This window comes from Streptomyces sp. NPDC050743 (assembly GCF_044456925.1).
Taxonomy (GTDB): Bacteria; Actinomycetota; Actinomycetes; order Streptomycetales; family Streptomycetaceae; genus Streptomyces.
Map to the genome: position 1 here is coordinate 62,710 of NZ_JBITGJ010000020.1, position 17,846 is coordinate 80,555.

Annotated in this window: 12 protein-coding genes and 1 pseudogene; 10 read left to right on the plus strand and 3 right to left on the minus strand. The window is 73.5% G+C overall.

The window, feature by feature from the left end; all coding sequences use genetic code 11:
* Positions 1–126: 126 nt before the first annotated feature.
* Entirely contained in the window at positions 127–1,728 is a 1,602-nt protein-coding gene (locus ACIBJF_RS20905; RefSeq protein ID WP_399175533.1) for an NlpC/P60 family protein, read from the plus strand.
* Positions 1,729–1,762: 34 nt separating this feature from the next.
* Here the strand turns inward: ACIBJF_RS20905 and ACIBJF_RS20910 are convergent, their stop codons facing one another.
* Positions 1,763–2,821: an NAD-dependent epimerase/dehydratase family protein gene (locus tag ACIBJF_RS20910; protein WP_399175535.1), complete on the minus strand. Its 1,059-nt coding sequence runs from the start codon at positions 2,819–2,821 to the stop codon at positions 1,763–1,765.
* A gap of 224 nt (positions 2,822–3,045) precedes the next feature.
* Between ACIBJF_RS20910 and ACIBJF_RS20915 the strand changes: the two genes are divergently transcribed.
* From ACIBJF_RS20915 to ACIBJF_RS20950, 8 genes and pseudogenes are all read left to right on the plus strand, one after another.
* Positions 3,046–4,410 carry an FAD-dependent oxidoreductase gene (locus ACIBJF_RS20915; RefSeq protein ID WP_399175537.1) on the plus strand — a complete coding sequence of 455 codons (1,365 nt, stop codon included), beginning with the start codon at positions 3,046–3,048 and terminating at the stop codon, positions 4,408–4,410.
* Positions 4,411–4,542: 132 nt separating this feature from the next.
* Positions 4,543–5,506: pseudogene (locus ACIBJF_RS20920) on the plus strand (DUF1152 domain-containing protein); the annotation flags it as partial.
* 538 nt (positions 5,507–6,044) lie between these two features.
* Positions 6,045–7,280: a hypothetical protein gene (locus ACIBJF_RS20925; protein ID WP_399175539.1), complete on the plus strand. Its 1,236-nt coding sequence runs from the start codon at positions 6,045–6,047 to the stop codon at positions 7,278–7,280.
* 91 nt (positions 7,281–7,371) lie between these two features.
* Positions 7,372–7,647: a DUF1232 domain-containing protein gene (locus tag ACIBJF_RS20930; protein ID WP_399175541.1), complete on the plus strand. Its 276-nt coding sequence runs from the start codon at positions 7,372–7,374 to the stop codon at positions 7,645–7,647.
* 29 nt (positions 7,648–7,676) lie between these two features.
* Positions 7,677–8,405 carry a 2-phosphosulfolactate phosphatase gene (locus tag ACIBJF_RS20935; RefSeq protein ID WP_399175543.1) on the plus strand — a complete coding sequence of 243 codons (729 nt, stop codon included), beginning with the start codon at positions 7,677–7,679 and terminating at the stop codon, positions 8,403–8,405.
* Positions 8,406–8,578: 173 nt separating this feature from the next.
* A complete protein-coding gene (locus tag ACIBJF_RS20940; protein ID WP_399175544.1) occupies positions 8,579–11,089 on the plus strand; it encodes a SpoIIE family protein phosphatase in 2,511 nt (836 codons plus the stop codon).
* 84 nt (positions 11,090–11,173) lie between these two features.
* Positions 11,174–13,912, plus strand: a complete 2,739-nt coding sequence (locus tag ACIBJF_RS20945) for a SpoIIE family protein phosphatase (protein WP_399175546.1) — start codon at positions 11,174–11,176, stop codon at positions 13,910–13,912.
* A 55-nt stretch (positions 13,913–13,967) separates the two neighbouring features.
* Entirely contained in the window at positions 13,968–15,287 is a 1,320-nt protein-coding gene (locus tag ACIBJF_RS20950) for a hypothetical protein (protein ID WP_399175547.1), read from the plus strand.
* Between the two features lie 13 nt (positions 15,288–15,300).
* On the opposite strand, the gene ACIBJF_RS20955 is transcribed toward ACIBJF_RS20950, so the two are convergent.
* Entirely contained in the window at positions 15,301–15,534 is a 234-nt protein-coding gene (locus ACIBJF_RS20955; RefSeq protein WP_399175549.1) for a hypothetical protein, read from the minus strand.
* A gap of 90 nt (positions 15,535–15,624) precedes the next feature.
* Positions 15,625–17,472 carry a glycoside hydrolase family 15 protein gene (locus tag ACIBJF_RS20960; protein ID WP_399175551.1) on the minus strand — a complete coding sequence of 616 codons (1,848 nt, stop codon included), beginning with the start codon at positions 17,470–17,472 and terminating at the stop codon, positions 15,625–15,627.
* 152 nt (positions 17,473–17,624) lie between these two features.
* On the opposite strand from ACIBJF_RS20960, the gene ACIBJF_RS20965 reads away from it, so the two are divergent.
* On the plus strand, positions 17,625–17,831 hold the full coding sequence (locus ACIBJF_RS20965) for a hypothetical protein (protein WP_356311736.1): 207 nt from the start codon (positions 17,625–17,627) through the stop codon (positions 17,829–17,831).
* Positions 17,832–17,846: the final 15 nt, after the last annotated feature.

Genomic DNA, 17,846 nt, shown 5'->3' on the forward strand with positions numbered 1-17,846 from the left:
CATTTCACACCTCAACCTTCACACGAGGTACACACGTTGGCTAGGTTGACGCGAGGCCGCCCGGTCTCGACGGACCGGACGCATCGGCCCAACTGCCCTGTGGGGCAAGGAAGGAGCGTGTCTTCCATGGCGCCGGAGAGCCGCGACGAGGTGGCGCAGGACGAGGTTCGGCAGCGGATCGACTCCCTCTACGACCAGGCCGAGAACGCGACCGGGAACTACAACGCGACCCGGGCCATGTCCTCGTTGACGCGCTCACGGGGCGTCCCGCTGGCCAAGCGCCCGGGGCGCCGGCCGGATCCCGCTCTCGACGAGGTCGCCCGGCAGTGGTTCGACGGGGCACGCGCCAAGTTCGGCCCGACCGTCCCTGCCGTACTGCCCGCCGACCGGCTCCGCGACCGCCCGGCGACGGCCACGGGCCGCTCCCGGGACCGCGGCGGCCTTCCGGGCGGCACACCGGAGGCCCTGGGCGTGAGCCCGGCCGCTCGACGGCCCGCCCTGGAGCGCGCCATCGACCGCACGGTGGCCGAGCTGACGGCCGGCCGGGCGACGGACCCGGAGAGCCTGGCCCTCGCGGCGAGGGAGAGCGCACGCGCTGCCCTGGGCGGGCCACGGCGCCTTGAACTCCCTGCTGCTGATACGGAGTTGCCCACTGCCGACGGAACAGGTGCGCCCGGCGCGAGCGCGACGGATGCGGCGCCGCCCGGCGCGGCCGCCCTGGTCGGTCCCGATCCGCGTGGAGTACCGGCTGGTCTCGGCCGGGTGGAAGCGGCCGGCCTCGGTCCGGTGTACCCGGCCGGCCTCGGCACCGCGCCAACGGGCGACCCCGCTCCCGTCGAGACCGCCGTCCTCCCCGCGGCCGCACTGTCCGCCGTGCAGGGCACCCCGGTCCAGGAACCGAGGACACTGCCCGGGCCCAGCGCGCCGGGGCGCCCCTCCGCCGCCACGTCCAAGGCGAACAACCAGCGCAAGCTGGCCGCGGCGAGCGATGTGATCACCCGGTACACCGCCCGGCTCACCACGGCCGCCGCGACCGCTCAAGCCGCGGCCATGGCGGCGACACCACCGGCATCCTTTGTGGACATACCGCCGGCGTCGGTCCCGGCCACGCCGTCCGCGCCCATGCCGGAGACAGCCGCGCCGTCGGCTCCCGTCACCGCGGCACCCCCCGCGCCCGCCGCAGCCGTACCCTTCACGCCACCCGCGCAGCCCGCCTCCCAAGAACCCGCAACCAGCCAGTGGCAGCAGCCGGAATGGGCGGCACCCGGTGCGCCGGCGACCGCGTTGCCCGGCGTGGACGTCTCGCCCGTCACCCAGGCCTCCGTGCCCGCCGCGGCGTTCCTCACCGCCGTCCCCGAATCGCCCCGGGCCGTGCGGGCGGCGAAGGCCATCGCGTTCGCTCGGGCGCAGATCGGCAAGCCCTGTGTGTGGGGTGCGACCGGGCCGGACTCGTACGACTGCTCCAGCCTCACCCAGGCCGCCTGGAAGGCCGCCGGGGTCCCGCTGCCGCGGGCCGCGTACGAGCAGGCGCTCGCCGGTGCGCCGGTCACCCTCGCCGGGATGGAGCCGGGCGATCTGGTCCTCTTCTTCGACGACGACCGGCACGTGGGCCTCCATGTCGGCGGCGGCATGATGGTGCACGCGCCGGGTCCGGGATCGTCGATACGGGAGGAGTCGATCTACGGCGCCGGGGAGTCGGCGATCCACCGGATCGTGCGACCCGCCTGAGCGGTGCGCGGACCGGGGACGACCGGGACCGGGCTCAGCCGCGGCGCCGGTGTGCGCGCCGGCTCGCGTAGTGGTCGAGCAGGGTCTCCTCCAACGGGCGGTAGGTCAGGCCGAGTTCGTCGATGCTGCGGCTGTTGTCGACGCGGAAGCGGATCCCGAGGTGCTTGCGGATGTAGTCCTGGGTGAGGCCGAAGGCGGGGCCCAGGATGCGGACCGGCCAGTGCGGGAGCCTGGTGCGCGGCAGCCGGAGGTCGCGGGGGTGGCGGGCGAGGACGATGCGGGCCATCTCGTGGAACGACGTCATGGTCTCGGCGGCCACGATGTACCGGCCTCGCGCGGCCGGGTTCTCGGCGGCGGCGATGTGCGCGTCGGCCACGTCCCGGACGTCCGCCGTGGTGAAGCTGAAGTCCGGGGCGCCGTAGCAGAAGTAGCCCTGGAACAGCTCGTCCAGCAGGAAGAGGCTGCCGGAGTCGGACGCGGGGGTGAACGAGGGTCCCAGGATCAGCCCGGGGTTGACCGATACCATGCGCCAGCGGTCCTGCGCCGCCTCGGCCTCCCACGCGGCGCGTTCCGCCAGTGTCTTGGCGTAGTGGTACGGGTTGTTCTCGACGGTGCTGGAGGTGTTGAAGTACCGCTCGGAGAGGACTTGGCCGTCCATCGCGAGCACGTCGGCGTAGTCGCCGAAGATCGCGCCCACGGTGGACGTGAACACCAGCGTGCGCACCTCCGGGGTGCGCGCGATCGCCGCCAGTACGGTGCGGGTGCCCAGGAGCGCCGGGTCCACGACGTCCCGTCGGCCGTCCTTGATCCGCTCCGGCATCAGGAACGGTGAGGCCACGTGGAAGACGACCCCGCAGCCACGGAACGCCGCGTCGAAGGTGCCGTCCTTCAGCAGGTCGGCCTCGAACAGCCGCAGCCGGCCGGGAAACGCCTCCTGCAGCTCCCACAGCGGTCGGACCTTGGCCGCATCGGCCTTGTTCCGTACGGTGGCGTGGACCCGGTAGTCCCGTTCCAGCAGACGTCGTACCAGATGGCTGCCGACGAATCCGCTGCCGCCGGTCACCGCCACGGCCGTCCCCGCGTGTCCGCCCACGCTCGCCCCCGCCTTCCTCCCGTCCGAGGGCAGGCTCCCTCCCGCCCCAGGACAGCGTCGGGCACCGGCCGCTGGAGGGGAACACCCCGGACCATAAGGCGGCTCTTGGTGAGTCATAAGATCCACTTATGAGGTCATAGACAGGACCCGCATACCAACTTAGGGCTGCCTTAGTTTAGGCTTCCTGATCAAGTCGCCCATTCAGACGCGAAGGGAACCTGATCATGCCGCGCCCCCTGCGGGTAGCCATCGTCGGAGCCGGCCCCGCCGGGATCTACGCCGCCGACGCCCTGCTCAAGTCCGAGGTGGCCGCCGACCCCGGCGTGTCCATCGACCTCTTCGAGCGGATGCCCGCCCCGTTCGGCCTGATCCGGTACGGCGTCGCCCCCGACCACCCGCGCATCAAGGGCATCGTCACCGCCCTGCACCAGGTGCTCGACAAGCCGCAGGTCCGGCTGTTCGGCAACGTCGACTACCCGACCGACATCAGCCTGGACGACCTGCGCGCCTTCTACGACTCGGTGATCTTCTCCACCGGCGCGATGGCCGACCGCGAGCTGTCCATACCCGGCATCGACCTGGACGGCTCCTACGGCGCCGCCGACTTCGTCTCCTGGTACGACGGCCACCCGGACGTCTCCCGCACCTGGCCGCTTCAGGCCGAGAAGGTCGCCGTGCTCGGCGTCGGCAACGTGGCCCTTGACGTGGCCCGCATCCTCGCCAAGACCGCGGACGAACTGCTGCCGACCGAGATCCCGCCGAACGTCTACGACGGCCTGAAGGCCAACAAGGCCGTGGAGATCCACGTCTTCGGCCGGCGCGGCCCCGCCCAGGCGAAGTTCAGCCCGATGGAGCTGCGGGAACTGGACCACTCGCCGAACATCGAGGTCGTCGTCGACCCCGAGGACATCGACTACGACGAGGGCTCGATCGAGACCCGGCGCGGCAACAAACAGGCCGACATGGTGGCCAAGACCCTGGAGAACTGGGCGATCCGCGACGTCGGCGACCGTCCGCACAAGTTGTTCCTGCACTTCTTCGAGTCCCCCGCGGAGATCCTCGGCGAGGACGGCCATGTCGTCGGCCTGCGCACCGAGCGCACCGCCCTCGACGGCACCGGGAACGTCAAGGGCACCGGCGAGTTCAAGGACTGGGACGTCACCGCGGTCTACCGTGCGGTCGGCTACCTCTCCGAGAAGCTGCCCAAGCTGCCCTGGGACATCGACTCGGGCACGATCCCGGACGAGGGCGGCCGGGTCGTCGAGGAGGGCGGCGCCCACCTGCAGTCCACGTACGTCACTGGCTGGATCCGGCGCGGCCCTGTCGGTCTGATCGGCCACACCAAGGGCGACGCCAACGAGACCGTCGCCAACCTGCTGGACGACTACGCGAACGGCCGGCTGCACACCCCGGCCTCGCCCGATCCGCAGGCGGTGGACGCCTTCCTCGCCGAGCGCGAGGTCCGCTTCACCACCTGGGAGGGCTGGTACAAGCTGGACGCCGCCGAGCGCGCGCTGGGCGAGCCGCAGGGCCGTGAGCGCGTGAAGATCGTCGAGCGCGAGGACATGCTGCGGGAGAGCGGGGCGTAAGTCCCGGACGCGAGGAGCGACGAGCGGGGCCGGCGCGGGTGCGCCGGCCCCTGTGCACGCCCCGGGGAACCTCCGGCTGCGGCCCGGTGAATCCCGCATGAGCCCAGGAAAAGGCCCTGTCAGGGTCCTGTGGTGTTCTCCCTCCGCGAGCCCCTCTTCTTCACCCGTCTGCGTGAGGCCCGACGTGTGCTCGTCGCCGGTGCGGGCGGCGGGTTCGACGTCTATGCCGGGCTGCCCCTGGCGCTCGCTCTGCGGTCGGCCGGCAGCGAGGTCCACCTGGCGAACCTGTCGTTCGCCGACCTGTACGGCCTCGGACCCGGCCACTGGGTGGCACCGGATGTCGCCGCGGTCCGCCCGGGCACCCCACTGCGCGGCGACTACTTCCCCGAGCGGTCGCTCGCGCGACGGCTCCGGAAACACAAGGCCTGCCGGACACCGTGTACGCCTTTCCCCGCACCGGTGTCGAGCCGCTCCGCGCCGCCTGCCGGGCACTGTCCGGGCACCTGGGCGAGGTCGACGCGGTGGTGCTGGTGGACGGTGGGACGGACATCCTGATGCGGGCGACGAACACGGGCTCGGCACGCCCGAGGAGGACATGGCGAGCCTGGCCGCCGTCGCGGGACTCGACGAGGTTGCGCACCGGCTGGTGGCCTGCCTGGGTTTCGGGGTGGACGCCTATCACGGCGTCAGCCATGCGCTGGTGCTGGAGAACCTGGCCGCCCTGGACCGTGCGGGCGGCTGCCTGGGCGCGTTCTCGCTGCCTCGGGAGAGCGCCGAGGGCGCGGCCTGTCCCGACGCGGTCGCCCACGCCCAGCGCTGCCACGCCGGTCACCCGAGCATCGTGAACGGGTCCGTCGCCGCCGCGGTGCGCGGTGACTTCGGCGATGTGCGGTTCACGGAACGCACCCGGAACAGCGAGCTGTTCGTCAACCCGCTGATGAGCCTGTACTTCTGTGTGGACCTGCCCGCCCTGGCCCGCGCCAACCTCTACCGCGACCGGCTGACGGACACCGTCCTGATGCGCCAGATCAGCTCGGTCATCACCGGCTTCCGCGAGGAACTGCCCCGTCAGCGGCCACCCCGGGCCTTCCCGCACCAGCCCGGCCACGGCGCATCTCCCGGGAGAACTCCCTTCAGCAGCGGGCGAGTTCTCGGACTCCGGCGACTCCCGGCAGCACGGTCAGCAGGGTGAGCGCGGCCGTCTGGGCGAGGCCGCCGCCGGTGTATGGGGCGGCCCCGGCAACCGGAGCCAGGGGGAGACGGCGGCGACGCGCGCGGCCGGCAGGAGCAGACCGAGCGCGGCGAGGGGCAGGGCACCGCCGGGCGCGACGCTCGCCGCGCGGCGGGCCCAGCGACGCAGAGATCGCCACGGGAACCGAGAACGGGGCCCGCCCCTAAGCGGATGGGCGGGCGGACCCCGTTCGGCGGACCATTGTGGGCGCCGTACGAGGGCGCGACCACAGGTGAACGGCGGCCGCCCGACGCGCGCCCCGCGCGCCCCGGGTGTACGGCGCGCGCCCCGTGCGCGGGGCCGTCCGGCCCCGCCACGCGCCGCCCGCCCGCCCCGGACGACGTGCTACCCGGGCGAGCGGTGATACTGGGAGGCGCACCCGCCCCCATCAGCAGATTGGCTTATGTCGAACTCCAGCGCCGACCGCCCCACCATCCCGCAGACCCTCTGGGCGGCCCGTGGCCGCCATACCGGTCCCGACCCCGAGGAGGTCGTCCGCCGTACCCTGCGCCGCCACAAGGAGAGCGGTGACATCGACGACTTCGCCGAACCTCCCGTGCCCGAGGACTCGGCCCGGCGGGTGTTCGAGGCGCGCTGGCGGGTCGCCGGCACGGTGACCGTGCGGGCGCGGCTCACCCTCGTCACGGAAGGGGGCCGCGGGCAGGGACACGAGTGGCGGCTCGTCGCGGAGGCGGAACGCCCGTGGGACGAGGCATGGCCCTCGCCGGCGACGCTGTTCTGGCCCGAGGGCGCGGCCGGCGACGACGGCTCCTGGGACCACCACGCCACGGTGACCGGGCTGCGCCTGCGGCAGGTCAACGCGCTGCCCGCGGACGACAAGGAGATGCGGCGCAGGCTGCGGGAGGCGGCGCGCGAGGCGTGGTGCCTCAACGTGGTCGTGCACGAGGCGATGACCCCGGACGAGCAGGGCAGGCTGCCGCTGACCCGGCTGCTGCCGCCCGGTCTCAGGCACCGGGTGGTGGAGCACCGGGCCGCGCCGCACCAGTTCCGCGCCGTCAACTGGGCGCTGAAGGACCTCGGCGTCGAGGTGCCGCGCGGCGGCGCGGTGCTGCTGCCCCCGGAACCGGCTCCGGAGGGCTACGACAGCCGTGAGCACACCGTCCGCAGTGTCTTCCTCGACGGTGCGGAGCCCGCCGAACTCTTCGCGGCCCTGCGGCACTTCGCCGCCCTGACCCGGCCGTTGCCGCGGGAGATCGGGGAGGCGCTGACCGACCTGCGGGAGAACTGGACCCTGATGACCCTCCAGGAGGAGCTGGAGCGTGAACGGCGGCTGGTCGCCCGGTACGCGGAGGCGCTGGAGGCGATGACCCGGTCCCGTGACCTGTACAAGGAGGCAGCCGAGCAGGCCCTGGAGGCGCTCGCCGCCTACCGTGACCTCCCCGCCCCCGCCCTTCCGCCGCAACGGCCCACGTCCGGGACACCGGGGGCCCTGCAGCAGCTGACCCGCACGTTCGAACGGCTGAGGTTCACGGCCAAGGGCCGGCGGCAGTCCACGCCCGCCCCGCAGGACCCTGCGCCGGACTCGGCGAACACCGCACCGGACACGTCGGCGGCGCCCGAGCCCGCGGCGGAGAGCGGCAGCGCGGAGAGAGCCGACGGCACGGAGCGGTCCTCGTAGGCGGCACAGTGGGAGCGGGACGCCGCCGTAACCGTCACAGTGGATCCGGAAAGTCGTCGTAGCCGTCCTGTCGAAGCCCGGAGGGAGCCGGATGGATACCACCACCCTGCTGGTGATCGGCGCCGTCGTCGCGGCGGTGCTGCTCGCCGTCGCCCTCGCCCTGCTGGTACGGCTGGTGCGCGCCCGGCGCACGCTGCGGCGGGCCGGGCTGCCGACGGGCCCGCGCTGGGTGTTCTGGGGCGCGGTCGCCTATCTGCTGCTCCCCACCGACCTGCTGCCCGACCCCGTCTACCTGGACGACATCGCCGTCCTGCTGCTCGCACTGCGCAGCCTGCGCGCGGCCCGGCCGCTGCCGCCCGGTCCCTGAACGGCCGCCGCAGGCCCGATCATGGGGTGATGCGGACCGAGTTCACCGGTATACCCGGTACCCCGACGGCTCCGGACGTGGCCGTGGTCGTCGATGTCATGCGGGCGTTCACCGTGACCGCCTGGGCGTTCCGGCGCGGCGCCGAGCGGATCGTCTTCGCCGGTACGCAGCGGGAGGCCCTGGAGCTGAAGGCCCGTCACCCGGGCTGGCTCGCCTTCCAGGACGGCGAGCCGGTACCCGGGTTCGACCTGGCCAACTCGCCCGCGCGGCTGCGTTCGCTGGACGTGCGGGGCCGTACGGTCGTGCAGAAGACCACCGCCGGTACGGCCGGGGCGCTCGCCGTGGCGGACGCCGGGCTGCTGCTGTGCGCGAGCTTCGTGGTGGCCGGTGCGACCGCCGAGGTGCTGCGCCGGGCCCGGCCGGAGACGGTGACCTTCGTCGTCACCGGGGACGGCGGCCGGGCCGAGGAGGATCTCGCCTGCGCCGAGTACATCGCCGACCGCGTCCGGTCGGCCCACGCGGACGCCGTGCCCTACCTCGAACGGGCACGGCGCTCCGACGCCGCCGAACGGCTCGCCGACGGCGCGCGGCGCGGCTGGGCCGGTGTCCATCCCGAGGACGTGGCGATGTGCCTGGAGGCGGACCGCTTCCCGTTCGCCATGGCGGCCGACCGGCTGGACGGTCATCTGGTGCTGCGCCCGGTGCCCGCCGCGAGCCCGGAGCCGGGCCGTGCGGGACCGGCAGGACCGGCGGGCTGAGCCGGTCCGCGTCCTCGCGGCGGGCATGGCCGGCGGCCGGTGAGCGGCTGCCCCGGCGAGCAGCTTCCCGTCGGCCTCCCTGTTTCCCGCGCGTAGCAGGTGCGTCGCACGGTCCTCCGGGCGCATTCTTGCTGTGTCATCCACCCGAGGGCGCACGGGACGAGGTAGGGGCGATGACTGGGAGCGGTGGCGAGCAGGCGGTCCGTACGCGGGCCCGGCTGGCCGCGCTGCTGGCCGACACCTCGACTGGTGCGCTCGGCGCGGGCGGCGGCCGGGTGGCGGCCGTGTACCTGCGCTCCGGCACCCCGGGCCAGCTGCGCCTCGCGGCGCTGGCGGGGCTGCCCGGACCGCTGTTCCGGCCCTGGTGGCGACTGCACGTCGGCCGCCCCCTCCCCGTCGCCGACGCCTACCGCCTCGGCGTACCCGTGGTGCTGGCGAACGCCGCCGAGACGGCGCGCCGGTATCCGCAGTTCGCGGCGAGCCTGCCGTTCCCGTTCGGGTCGGTGCACGTGCCGGTGCCGGGCGGGAGCGAACCGCTGGGGGTGCTCATGGTGCTGCGCCCCGTGGTGACGGACACCGCGGACGAGCTGCTGGACCGGGAGCTGCTCGCCAGGCTCGCCGAAGGCCTGGGCGCCGAGCTGCTCGGCCTCGCCGACGGCGACCCGGCCGCGGTGGTCTGGGACGCTGAGCCACTGTGCGTACGGCCGCCCGCGAGCCGGCCCGCGCAGACCGTCGTGGCGCGGTTCCACTGGGATCCAGGGACCGGCGTGGTGCGCGCGGACGGCCGGCTGCATGCACTTCTCGGGCTGTCGCCCGGCGCCTTCGAGGGCACGGACACGGCGCTCGCGGACGCCCTGGCCCCGCACGACGCGCATCTCGTCCTGACCGCGCTGCGCGACGCCGCGGCCGGGAAGCCGCCCGCCGCGCCGCTGGCCCTGCGGGCGGGGGACGGCACGCCGCGGCTGCTGGACGTGTGGCCGGCCGCCGAGGGCGGTGCCGGGGAGCAGGTCGGCGCAGTGGTGGTCGCGCCGGGGCCCGCCGAGTCCGCGGACGGCGCGGCCGACCTGCTCCCGCAGGGGGTGTTCTGCCTGGACCGGCTGGGACTGATCGTGTACGTCAACGAGGCCGCGGCCCGGCTCGCCGGCCGGGACCGGGAGTGGCTGCTCGGGCGCTCGCTGTGGGAGGCGATGCCGTGGCTGGCCGGTGCGCCGTACGACGACCATCTGCGCGGCGCGCTGCTGTCCCCGGGTCCGGTGCACTTCCATGTGCACCGGCCGGCCGGGGAATCCGGCGAGCCCGCCGCGGGGGACTGGCTCGCCGTGTCGGTGCATCGCAGCGAGGACCTGCTGAGCTGCACGATCGTCCCGGCCAGCCGGATGGATCCGCCGGCCGGGCCGGCCGTCGAGGAGCACGTCCTGGAGGACACGGTGACGGTCGGCGGCTCGATGGCGCCGCTGTACCGGCCGATCGCCCTGGCCATCGCGCTGACGGACGCGGTGACCGCCCGGCAGGTGTCGGCGGTGGTGGTGCGGGAGCTGCTGCCCGCGTTCGGCGGCGGCTGCCTCGCCATCTACCTGCTCCAGGAACGGCATTTCTATCTCGCCTGGGAGACGGGCTTCCCGCAGGGGTTCCTCGATCCGTTCGAGGGGATCGGCCTGGACGCGCGATTGCCGGGCGTGGAGTGCCTGACCACGGGGCGGCCGCTGTTCTTCGAGTCGATGCAGCAAATGGCGGCCGCCTACCCGGGCATCCCGCTGGACGCCGACGAGGGCGCCCGGGCCTTCCTGCCGCTGATCGCCTCCGGACGGCCGGTCGGCTCGTGCATCCTCGGCTTCGACCGCTCGCGCGGCTTCAGCGCCGAGGAGCGCACGGTCCTCACCGCGCTCGCCGGGCTGATCGCGCACGCCATGGAGCGGGCACAGCGCTACGACAGCGAGGCGGCCCTCGCCCGCGGCCTGCAGCAGGCGCTGCTGCCCCGCCGGCTGTCGACGCATCCGCAGGTGGAGACGGCGGGCCGGTATCTGCCGGGCACGCAGGGCATGGACGTGGGCGGCGACTGGTACGACGTGGTCGAGGCCGGTGACGGGCTGGCGCTGGTGATCGGTGATGTGCAGGGGCACGGGGTGCAGGCGGCGGCCACGATGGGGCAGCTGCGCAGCGCCGTACGGGCGTTCGCGCTCGGCGACCGGCCACCCGACGAGGTGCTGTGCGGTACCAACCACCTGCTGATCGACCTCGATCCGGGTCAGTTCGCCAGCTGCTGCTACCTGCGGCTGGAGCCCGCGACGGGCCGTGCCCGGATCGCCCGGGCGGGACATCCGCAGCCGCTGCTGCGCTCCGCCGACGGCCGGACCCGGCTGCTGGACGTTCCGGGCGGTGTCGTCCTCGGGGTGGATCCGTGCGCCTGGTACCCGGTGGCCGAGCTGGTGCTGGAGCCGGATGCGATCCTCGCCCTGTACACGGACGGGCTGGTGGAGCGGCCGGGGGCGGACATCGACGAAGGCATCGACGCGCTGCGGATGGCGCTCGCCCGGGCGGGTGCCGCCGCGGGCCGCCGGGGCGGACGGTCGCTGGCCGGGGTCGCCGACCGGCTCACGGCCACCGCCCGGCATGCCACCAACCGCCCCGACGACGTCGCGCTGCTGCTGGCCGCCCGCCGTTCGGTCCCCGTACGCCTCCGGTGAGCGGACACAGCCCCCTCCGAACGGCGGCCACCACCTCGGGTGACGGTCTCGCCGGACCGGGCCGGGCAGTGTAGACATGGGCACATGGTGCGACTGCCCGGCCGGAACGCGACCCGGCCGCCCCGACGTTCCGGGGTGCCGCGCGCATCGAAGGTGCCGGGGCCGCACGGCTCGGACGGGAACGGCGGCGGGCGCGGGGCGCTGCGGTCGGCGGTGACCGGGCGCAGCGTCGCCGGACAGGTGTTCGTACTCCAGGTGGTGATCGTGCTGCTGCTGGTCGTCGCGGCCGTGGTGGCACAGGTGCTCCAGGTGCGGCGCGACAGCGACATGGCGGCACAGAACCGCTCCCTCGCCGTCGCCCAGTCGTTCGCGAACGCGCCGGGCACGGCGGCCGCGCTGCGCGCCCCGGACCCCACGGCCATCCTCCAGCCGAAGGCGGAGGCCACGCGCAAGGCGACCGGCGTGGACTTCGTCGTCGTGATGAACACCGACGGCATCCGCTACACGCACCCCAAACCCGACCGCATCGGCAAGAAGTTCGTCGGCACGATCGCCCCCGCGCAGGCCGGCGGCACGGTCGTCGAGCACGTCAACGGCACCATAGGCCCGCTGGTGCAGGTGGTGGTGCCCGTGAAGGACGCGGCGGGCAAGGTGGTGGGCCTGGTGTCGGCTGGTGTCACCACCGCGCACGTGGGCGGTGCCGCCCACGAGCAGTTGCCCCTGCTGCTCGCGGCGGCGGCGGTGGCGCTCGCGCTGGCCACCGGGGGCACGGCCCTGGTCAGCAGACGCCTGCTGCGCCAGACGCACGGCCTGGGGCCGTACGAGATGACCCGGATGTACGAGCACCACGACGCGGTGCTGCACGCGGTCCGGGAGGGTGTGCTGATCGTCGGCGACGGGGGCCGGCTGGTGCTCGCCAACGACGAGGCGCACCGGCTGCTGGACCTGCCCGCGGACGCCGAGCGGCGCAGCGTGCTGGAGCTGGGCCTGGACGACGAGACGGCGGCGCTGCTGGCCTCGGGCCGGGTGGCCACGGACGAGGTGCATCTGGTCAAGGACCGGCTGCTGGCGATCAACCAGCGGCCCACCGATGTGCGCGGCGGCCCGGCCGGCAGTGTCACCACGCTGCGCGACTCCACCGAGCTGCGCGCGCTGTCCGGCCGGGCGGAGGTGGCGCGCGAGCGGCTGAACATGCTGTACGACGCCGGGGTGGGCATCGGCACCAGCCTGGACGTGGCCCGTACCGCCGAGGAGCTGGCCGAGCTGGCGGTGCCCCGGTTCGCGGACTTCGTGACCGTGGACCTGTTCGACGCGGTGCTGCACGGCGAGGAGCCCAAGCCGGGCACCGCGCTGCGCCGCGCCGCCTGTGCCGGCATCCGCAAGGACTCGCCGTTGTATCCGGTCGGCGAGCGGATCCGGTTCGTGGCCACCTCGCCGCAGGCGCGCAGTCTGACCACCGGGCAGTCGGTCCTGGAGCCCGTGCTGCGTGACGCGCCCGGCTGGCGAGCGCAGGACCCGGAGCGCACCGGCCGGGTCCTGGCGTACGGCATCCACTCGCTGATCACGGTGCCGCTCCGGGCGGGCAACCTGGTGCTGGGCGTGGCGAACTTCTGGCGTTCGCAGAAGCCGCAGCCGTTCGACTCCGAGGAGCTGGCGCTCGCCGAGGAGCTGGTCGCGCGGGCGGCGGTGTCCATCGACAACGCCCGCCGGTACACCCGCGAGCACAGCATGGCGGTCACGCTGCAGCGCAGTCTGCTGCCGCGCTCGCTGCCGGAGCAGGACACGCTGGAGATCGCCTACCGCTATCTGCCGGCGCAGGCCGGGGTGGGCGGCGACTGGTTCGACGTGCTGCCGCTGTCCGGTGCCCGGGTGGCGCTGGTGGTGGGAGACGTGGTGGGGCACGGGCTGCACGCGGCGGCCACCATGGGCCGGCTGCGCACGGCGGTGCACAACTTCTCCGCGCTGGATCTGCCGCCGGACGAACTCCTCGGTCTGCTGGACGAGTTGGTGGGCCGGATCGACCAGGACGAGACGGCCGCGGACGGCTCCGCGGCGATCGCCGGCGCGACCTGCCTGTACGCGGTGTACGACCCGGTCTCACGGCACTGCGGCATCGCCCGGGCCGGCCATCCGCCGCCCGCGCTGGTGCACCCCGACGGCCGGGTGGAGTTCCCGGAGGTGCCGGCCGGGCCGCCGCTGGGTCTTGGCGGGCTGCCGTTCGAGACGGCCGAGCTGGAGCTGGCGGAGGGCAGCAGGCTGGTGCTGTACACCGACGGGCTGGTGGAGGACCGCGAGCGGGACATCGACGTCGGTCTGGAGCTGCTGAGCGGCGCTCTGCGCGACACGCCGGGCGGCTCGCCGGAGGAGACCTGCCGGGCCGTGCTGGACCGGCTGCCGCCCCGGCCGAGCGACGACGTGGCGCTGATCGTCGCCCTGACCCGGGTGCTGGGCGCCGACCGGGTCGCCGAGTGGCCGGTGCCGTCCGACCCGGCGGCGGTGTCCGAGGTGCGGTCCGCGGTGACCCGGCGGCTCGCCGAGTGGGGCCTGGAGGAGCTGGACTTCACCACGGAGCTGATCCTGAGCGAGCTGGTCACCAACGCCATCCGCTACGGGCGCGGCCCGATCCGGGTACGGCTGCTGCGCGACCGCACGCTGATCTGCGAGGTGTCCGACTGCAGCACGACCTCGCCGCATCTGCGGTACGCGGCGACCACCGACGAGGGCGGTAGGGGTCTGTTCCTGGTCGCGCAGCTCGCCGAGCGCTGGGGCACCCGCTACACCCCCGACGGCAAGATCATCTGGGCGGAGCAGCCGCTGCCGTAGATCTCCGCGGGAATTGTGTTGAGGACACGTCATTCGGCGGGTGATGATCTCCGGCATGTTCTCACGCAGGAATCGCCGCCCGAAGTCCCCCGATCTGCTCAAGGCCTGGGAGTGCCTGGACTCGGGGGACGTGCCCGGTGCGCTGCGGCAGTTGCGGGCGGCCGGTGAGGAGCAGCCGCTCGCCGAGGTGGCCCTGGTGGTGCGGCGGGCCGCGGCAGCGGCGGGCTTCGACGACCTCGCGAAGGCCGCCGCGGCTCTCGCCGCCGACCCCGGCCGCCCCGGGGCGCTTTTCGACTTCGGGTACGCGTGCGTCGAACGCGGCGTGTCCCACCTGGCGATCCCGGCGCTCCGCGAGGCGCTGCGCCGAGGCGGCGGTTCGCTTGTCGTCCTGCGGGAGCTGGTGTCGGCGTACGAGGACGAGGGCCGGCACCGTGAGGCGGTCACCGAACTCGCCCGGCACGAAGGGGTGTTCAAGGACTGGCCGGACCGCTATCTGCTGGTGTTCAACGCCGTGCTGGCGGGCGACCTGGAGCTGGCCCGGCGCCAGCACGCGCTGCTGACCGACCCCGAGGACGCGCAGTGGCAGCCGGCGCGGGACCGGCAGAACCGGGTGCTGAAGCGCGCGACCGACGCCGAGCGGGTGTCCTCGCTCGACCTGACCGATCTGCGCGGCTGGCAGTACGTGACCGCCGGCACGGTCCTCGGGACCCTGTCGCCGTACGGCTTCGGCGCGGGCATGAACGGCCGCTACGCCTGGCTGCAGGACACTCCCGACACCTGTCTGCGCGGGCTGCTGCGACTGCGCACCCTGCTGGAGGCGGCCGAAGTGCGGCCCCGGTCGGTGTCACTGCTGCCCGACCGGGACTCACGGATCCTCGGCCTCGCCGCGGCCGAGGTGCTGGACCTGCCGGCCGAGCCGTTCGCGCCCGGACGGACGGACACCGTGGTCGTCGCCTACGACCTCGACGGCCTGGCGGCGCACGACGGCGGCCCGCAGATCGTCGGGCAGCTCTTCGAGCGCGTGCCTGGGCAGGTGCTGCACGCGCACGCGAGCTGCTGGACGGACCCGCCCGCGATCACCGCGGACAGCGTGGGCCTGCTGCACCAGTCGGTGGTGCCGCCCTGGGGCGAGCAGCTGCGTCAGGGCGCGGGCGGCGGCGTCGAACGGGGCCCCGCGGACGACCGCCCGGAGGCGGAGATCGCCGCCGAGGTGACGGCCGCCGACCCCGGCGCCGATCCGGGGGACGGCGGGGGCCCGGCGGACGACGACGCGCCGTTCGCCGCGTTCGCCGGTGCCGTCAGGGGCACCTGGCTGCGCGGCGACCGGGCGCGCGTACGGTCCGCCGGGCCCGTCCCGAGTTCCCGGTTCGCCTGAGCGGAGGAGGCGATCAGGCGCTCAGCCGCTCGCGCAGCAGCTGCTTGCCCATCTCGGCGCCCTTGCGACTGTCGGACTGAGCCTTGTGGAACAGGTCCATGAGCTCTCGGTCGTCGTCGCGTTCGGCGTCCTGGATGTACGTCTCCAGGCGAAGGGCGTTGTCCAGGCACGCTTCCACGTACCAGATGAGGTCGTAGTTCTTGTCGCGGGTACCGGTGATGCCACCTGTCTCACTGGAGCTGGTCATACGGGGTCTCCTCCTTCTTTCGACCCTGCGTCGTTCTCCTTTCGGAGACTCCCGGGTACCCCCACGACCTGCGGACACACCGCCCCATGGTCAGCCCAGGGCGCGGTCGAGGTTGAACGCGGCGCTGATCAGGGACAGGTGGGTGAACGCCTGCGGGAAGTTCCCCTGTTGTTCGCCGGTACGGCCGATCTCCTCCGCGTACAGCCCGAGGTGGTTGGCGTAGGTGAGCATCTTCTCGAAGGCCAGCCGGGCCTCGTCGAGCCGGCCGGCCCGCACCAGCGCCTCCACGTACCAGAAGGAGCAGATGGAGAAGGTGCCCTCGTCGCCGCGCAGTCCGTCGGGGCTGGCCTGCGGGTCGTAGCGGTAGACGAGGGAGTCGGAGACCAGGTCCTCGGTGAGGGCGTCCAGGGTGGACAGCCACTTGGGGTCGGTGGGGGCGATGAACTTGGCGAGCGGCATCATCAGTAGGGAGGCGTCCAGTACGTCGCCGCCCTCATACTGCACGAAGGCACCGCGCCCCTCCGACCAGCCGCGGTCCATGATCCGCCGGTAGATCGTGTCGCGGGCCTGCCGCCAGCGCCGGTGATCGGCGGGCAGTCCGCGCCGGTTGGCGAGGCGGATGGCCCGCTCGATCGCGACCCAGCACATCAGCCGCGAGTACAGGAAGTTCTTGCGGCCGCCCCGGGTCTCCCACACGCCCTCGTCGGGCTGGTCCCAGTGTGTGCAGACCCAGTCGACCAGGTGGGACACGTCGTCCCACTGGTGGCTGGAGATCGGCTGCGCCCACTTGTCGTACAGGTAGATCGAGTCGATCAGGGCGCCGTAGATGTCCAGCTGGAGCTGGCCGGCGGCGGCGTTGCCGACCCGGACCGGGGCGGAGCCCTGATGGCCCTCCAGGTGCGGCAGCTCGCGCTCGGGCAGGTCGGGGCGGCCGTCGATGCCGTACATGATCTGCAGCGGCGCGACCTCGGCGCCCTCGCAGGGGCTGACGTGCGTGGTCAGGAAGCACATGAACGCCTCGGCCTCCCCGGCGAAACCGAGCCGCAGCAGCGCGTACACGGCGAAGGCGGCGTCCCGCACCCACACGTACCGGTAGTCCCAGTTCCGCTCGCCGCCGAGCTGCTCGGGCAGGCTGGTGGTGGGGGCGGCGACGATGGCGCCGGTGGGCGCGTAGGTGAGCAGTTTCAGGGTCAGCGCGGAGCGGTGCACCATCTCGCGCCAGCGGCCCCGGTAGCGGGACTGGTGCAGCCAGCGCCGCCAGTAGTCGACGGTGGCGTTGAACTGGTGCTCGGCCTCGGCGTGGGCGCAGCCGCGGGGGGCCACCGCCTCGCCGGCCTGGTCGAGGGCGAACACCGCCGACTCGCCCTCGCCGAGCTTGAAGTCGGCGCGCGCGTCCCGGTCGTCGCACTCCAGGTCGACCGTGGAGATCAGCGCCAGGGACCCCTCGGTGGACTCGAAGACGACGGTGCCGCCCATGGTGCGCAGGGTGTGCGGGGCCCCGCCGTAGTCGAACCGCGGGGCGACCAGCGCCCGGAAGGGCACGGTGCCGCGGACGCAGACCACGCGCCGGATCAGCCGGTGCCGGCCCGCCTCTCCCGTGCCGGCCGCGCTGTCGGAGGTGACCGGCATGAAGTCCTGCACCTCGCCGACGCCGTCGTCGGTGAAGAACCGGGTGATCAGTACGTTGGTGTCGGGGAAGTAGAACTGCTTGGTACGCGCGGGTGCGGCGGCGGCCAGCTCGAAGCAGCCGCCGCGCTCGGCGTCGAGGATGGCCGCGAAGACGCTGGGGGAGTCGAAGGACGGAGTGCAGTACCAGTCGATCGTGCCGTTCGTGCCGACCAGGGCCACGCTGCGCAGGTCGCCGATGAGTCCGTGGTCGGCGATGGGCAGGTAGCGGGAACTGGGGTGGACGTCCTCGGGAAACGGGGTCTCGGCCATCTGCGGCCTCCCGGTGAGCGGTGCGAGATGTCTTCAGCTTAGGAGGGAGTGCTCTCCGGTGGCGCGGGAAGGCGCTGCGGGGAATGGTGAGAGTGTGCCCCGTTCGGCGGCACCGGCACGGATGCGGTCATCCGGACCGAGGAGGAGGCATCATGTCGACGATGACACCCGACGAGTCCCGGTCGTCCGACGACCACTGCACCCCGGACGCCCTGCTCCACTCCGCACCCCCCAGGGATGTCACCCCGGAGGATCTGGTGATGGCGGCGGGCAGGGACGTCACACCGAAGAACCTCGACTGGGCCCGCCGCAAGATGGAGAAGGAGGGCCCGACAGCCATCGAGAGGCTGATGCCGTAGGGCGGTCCGGGGACA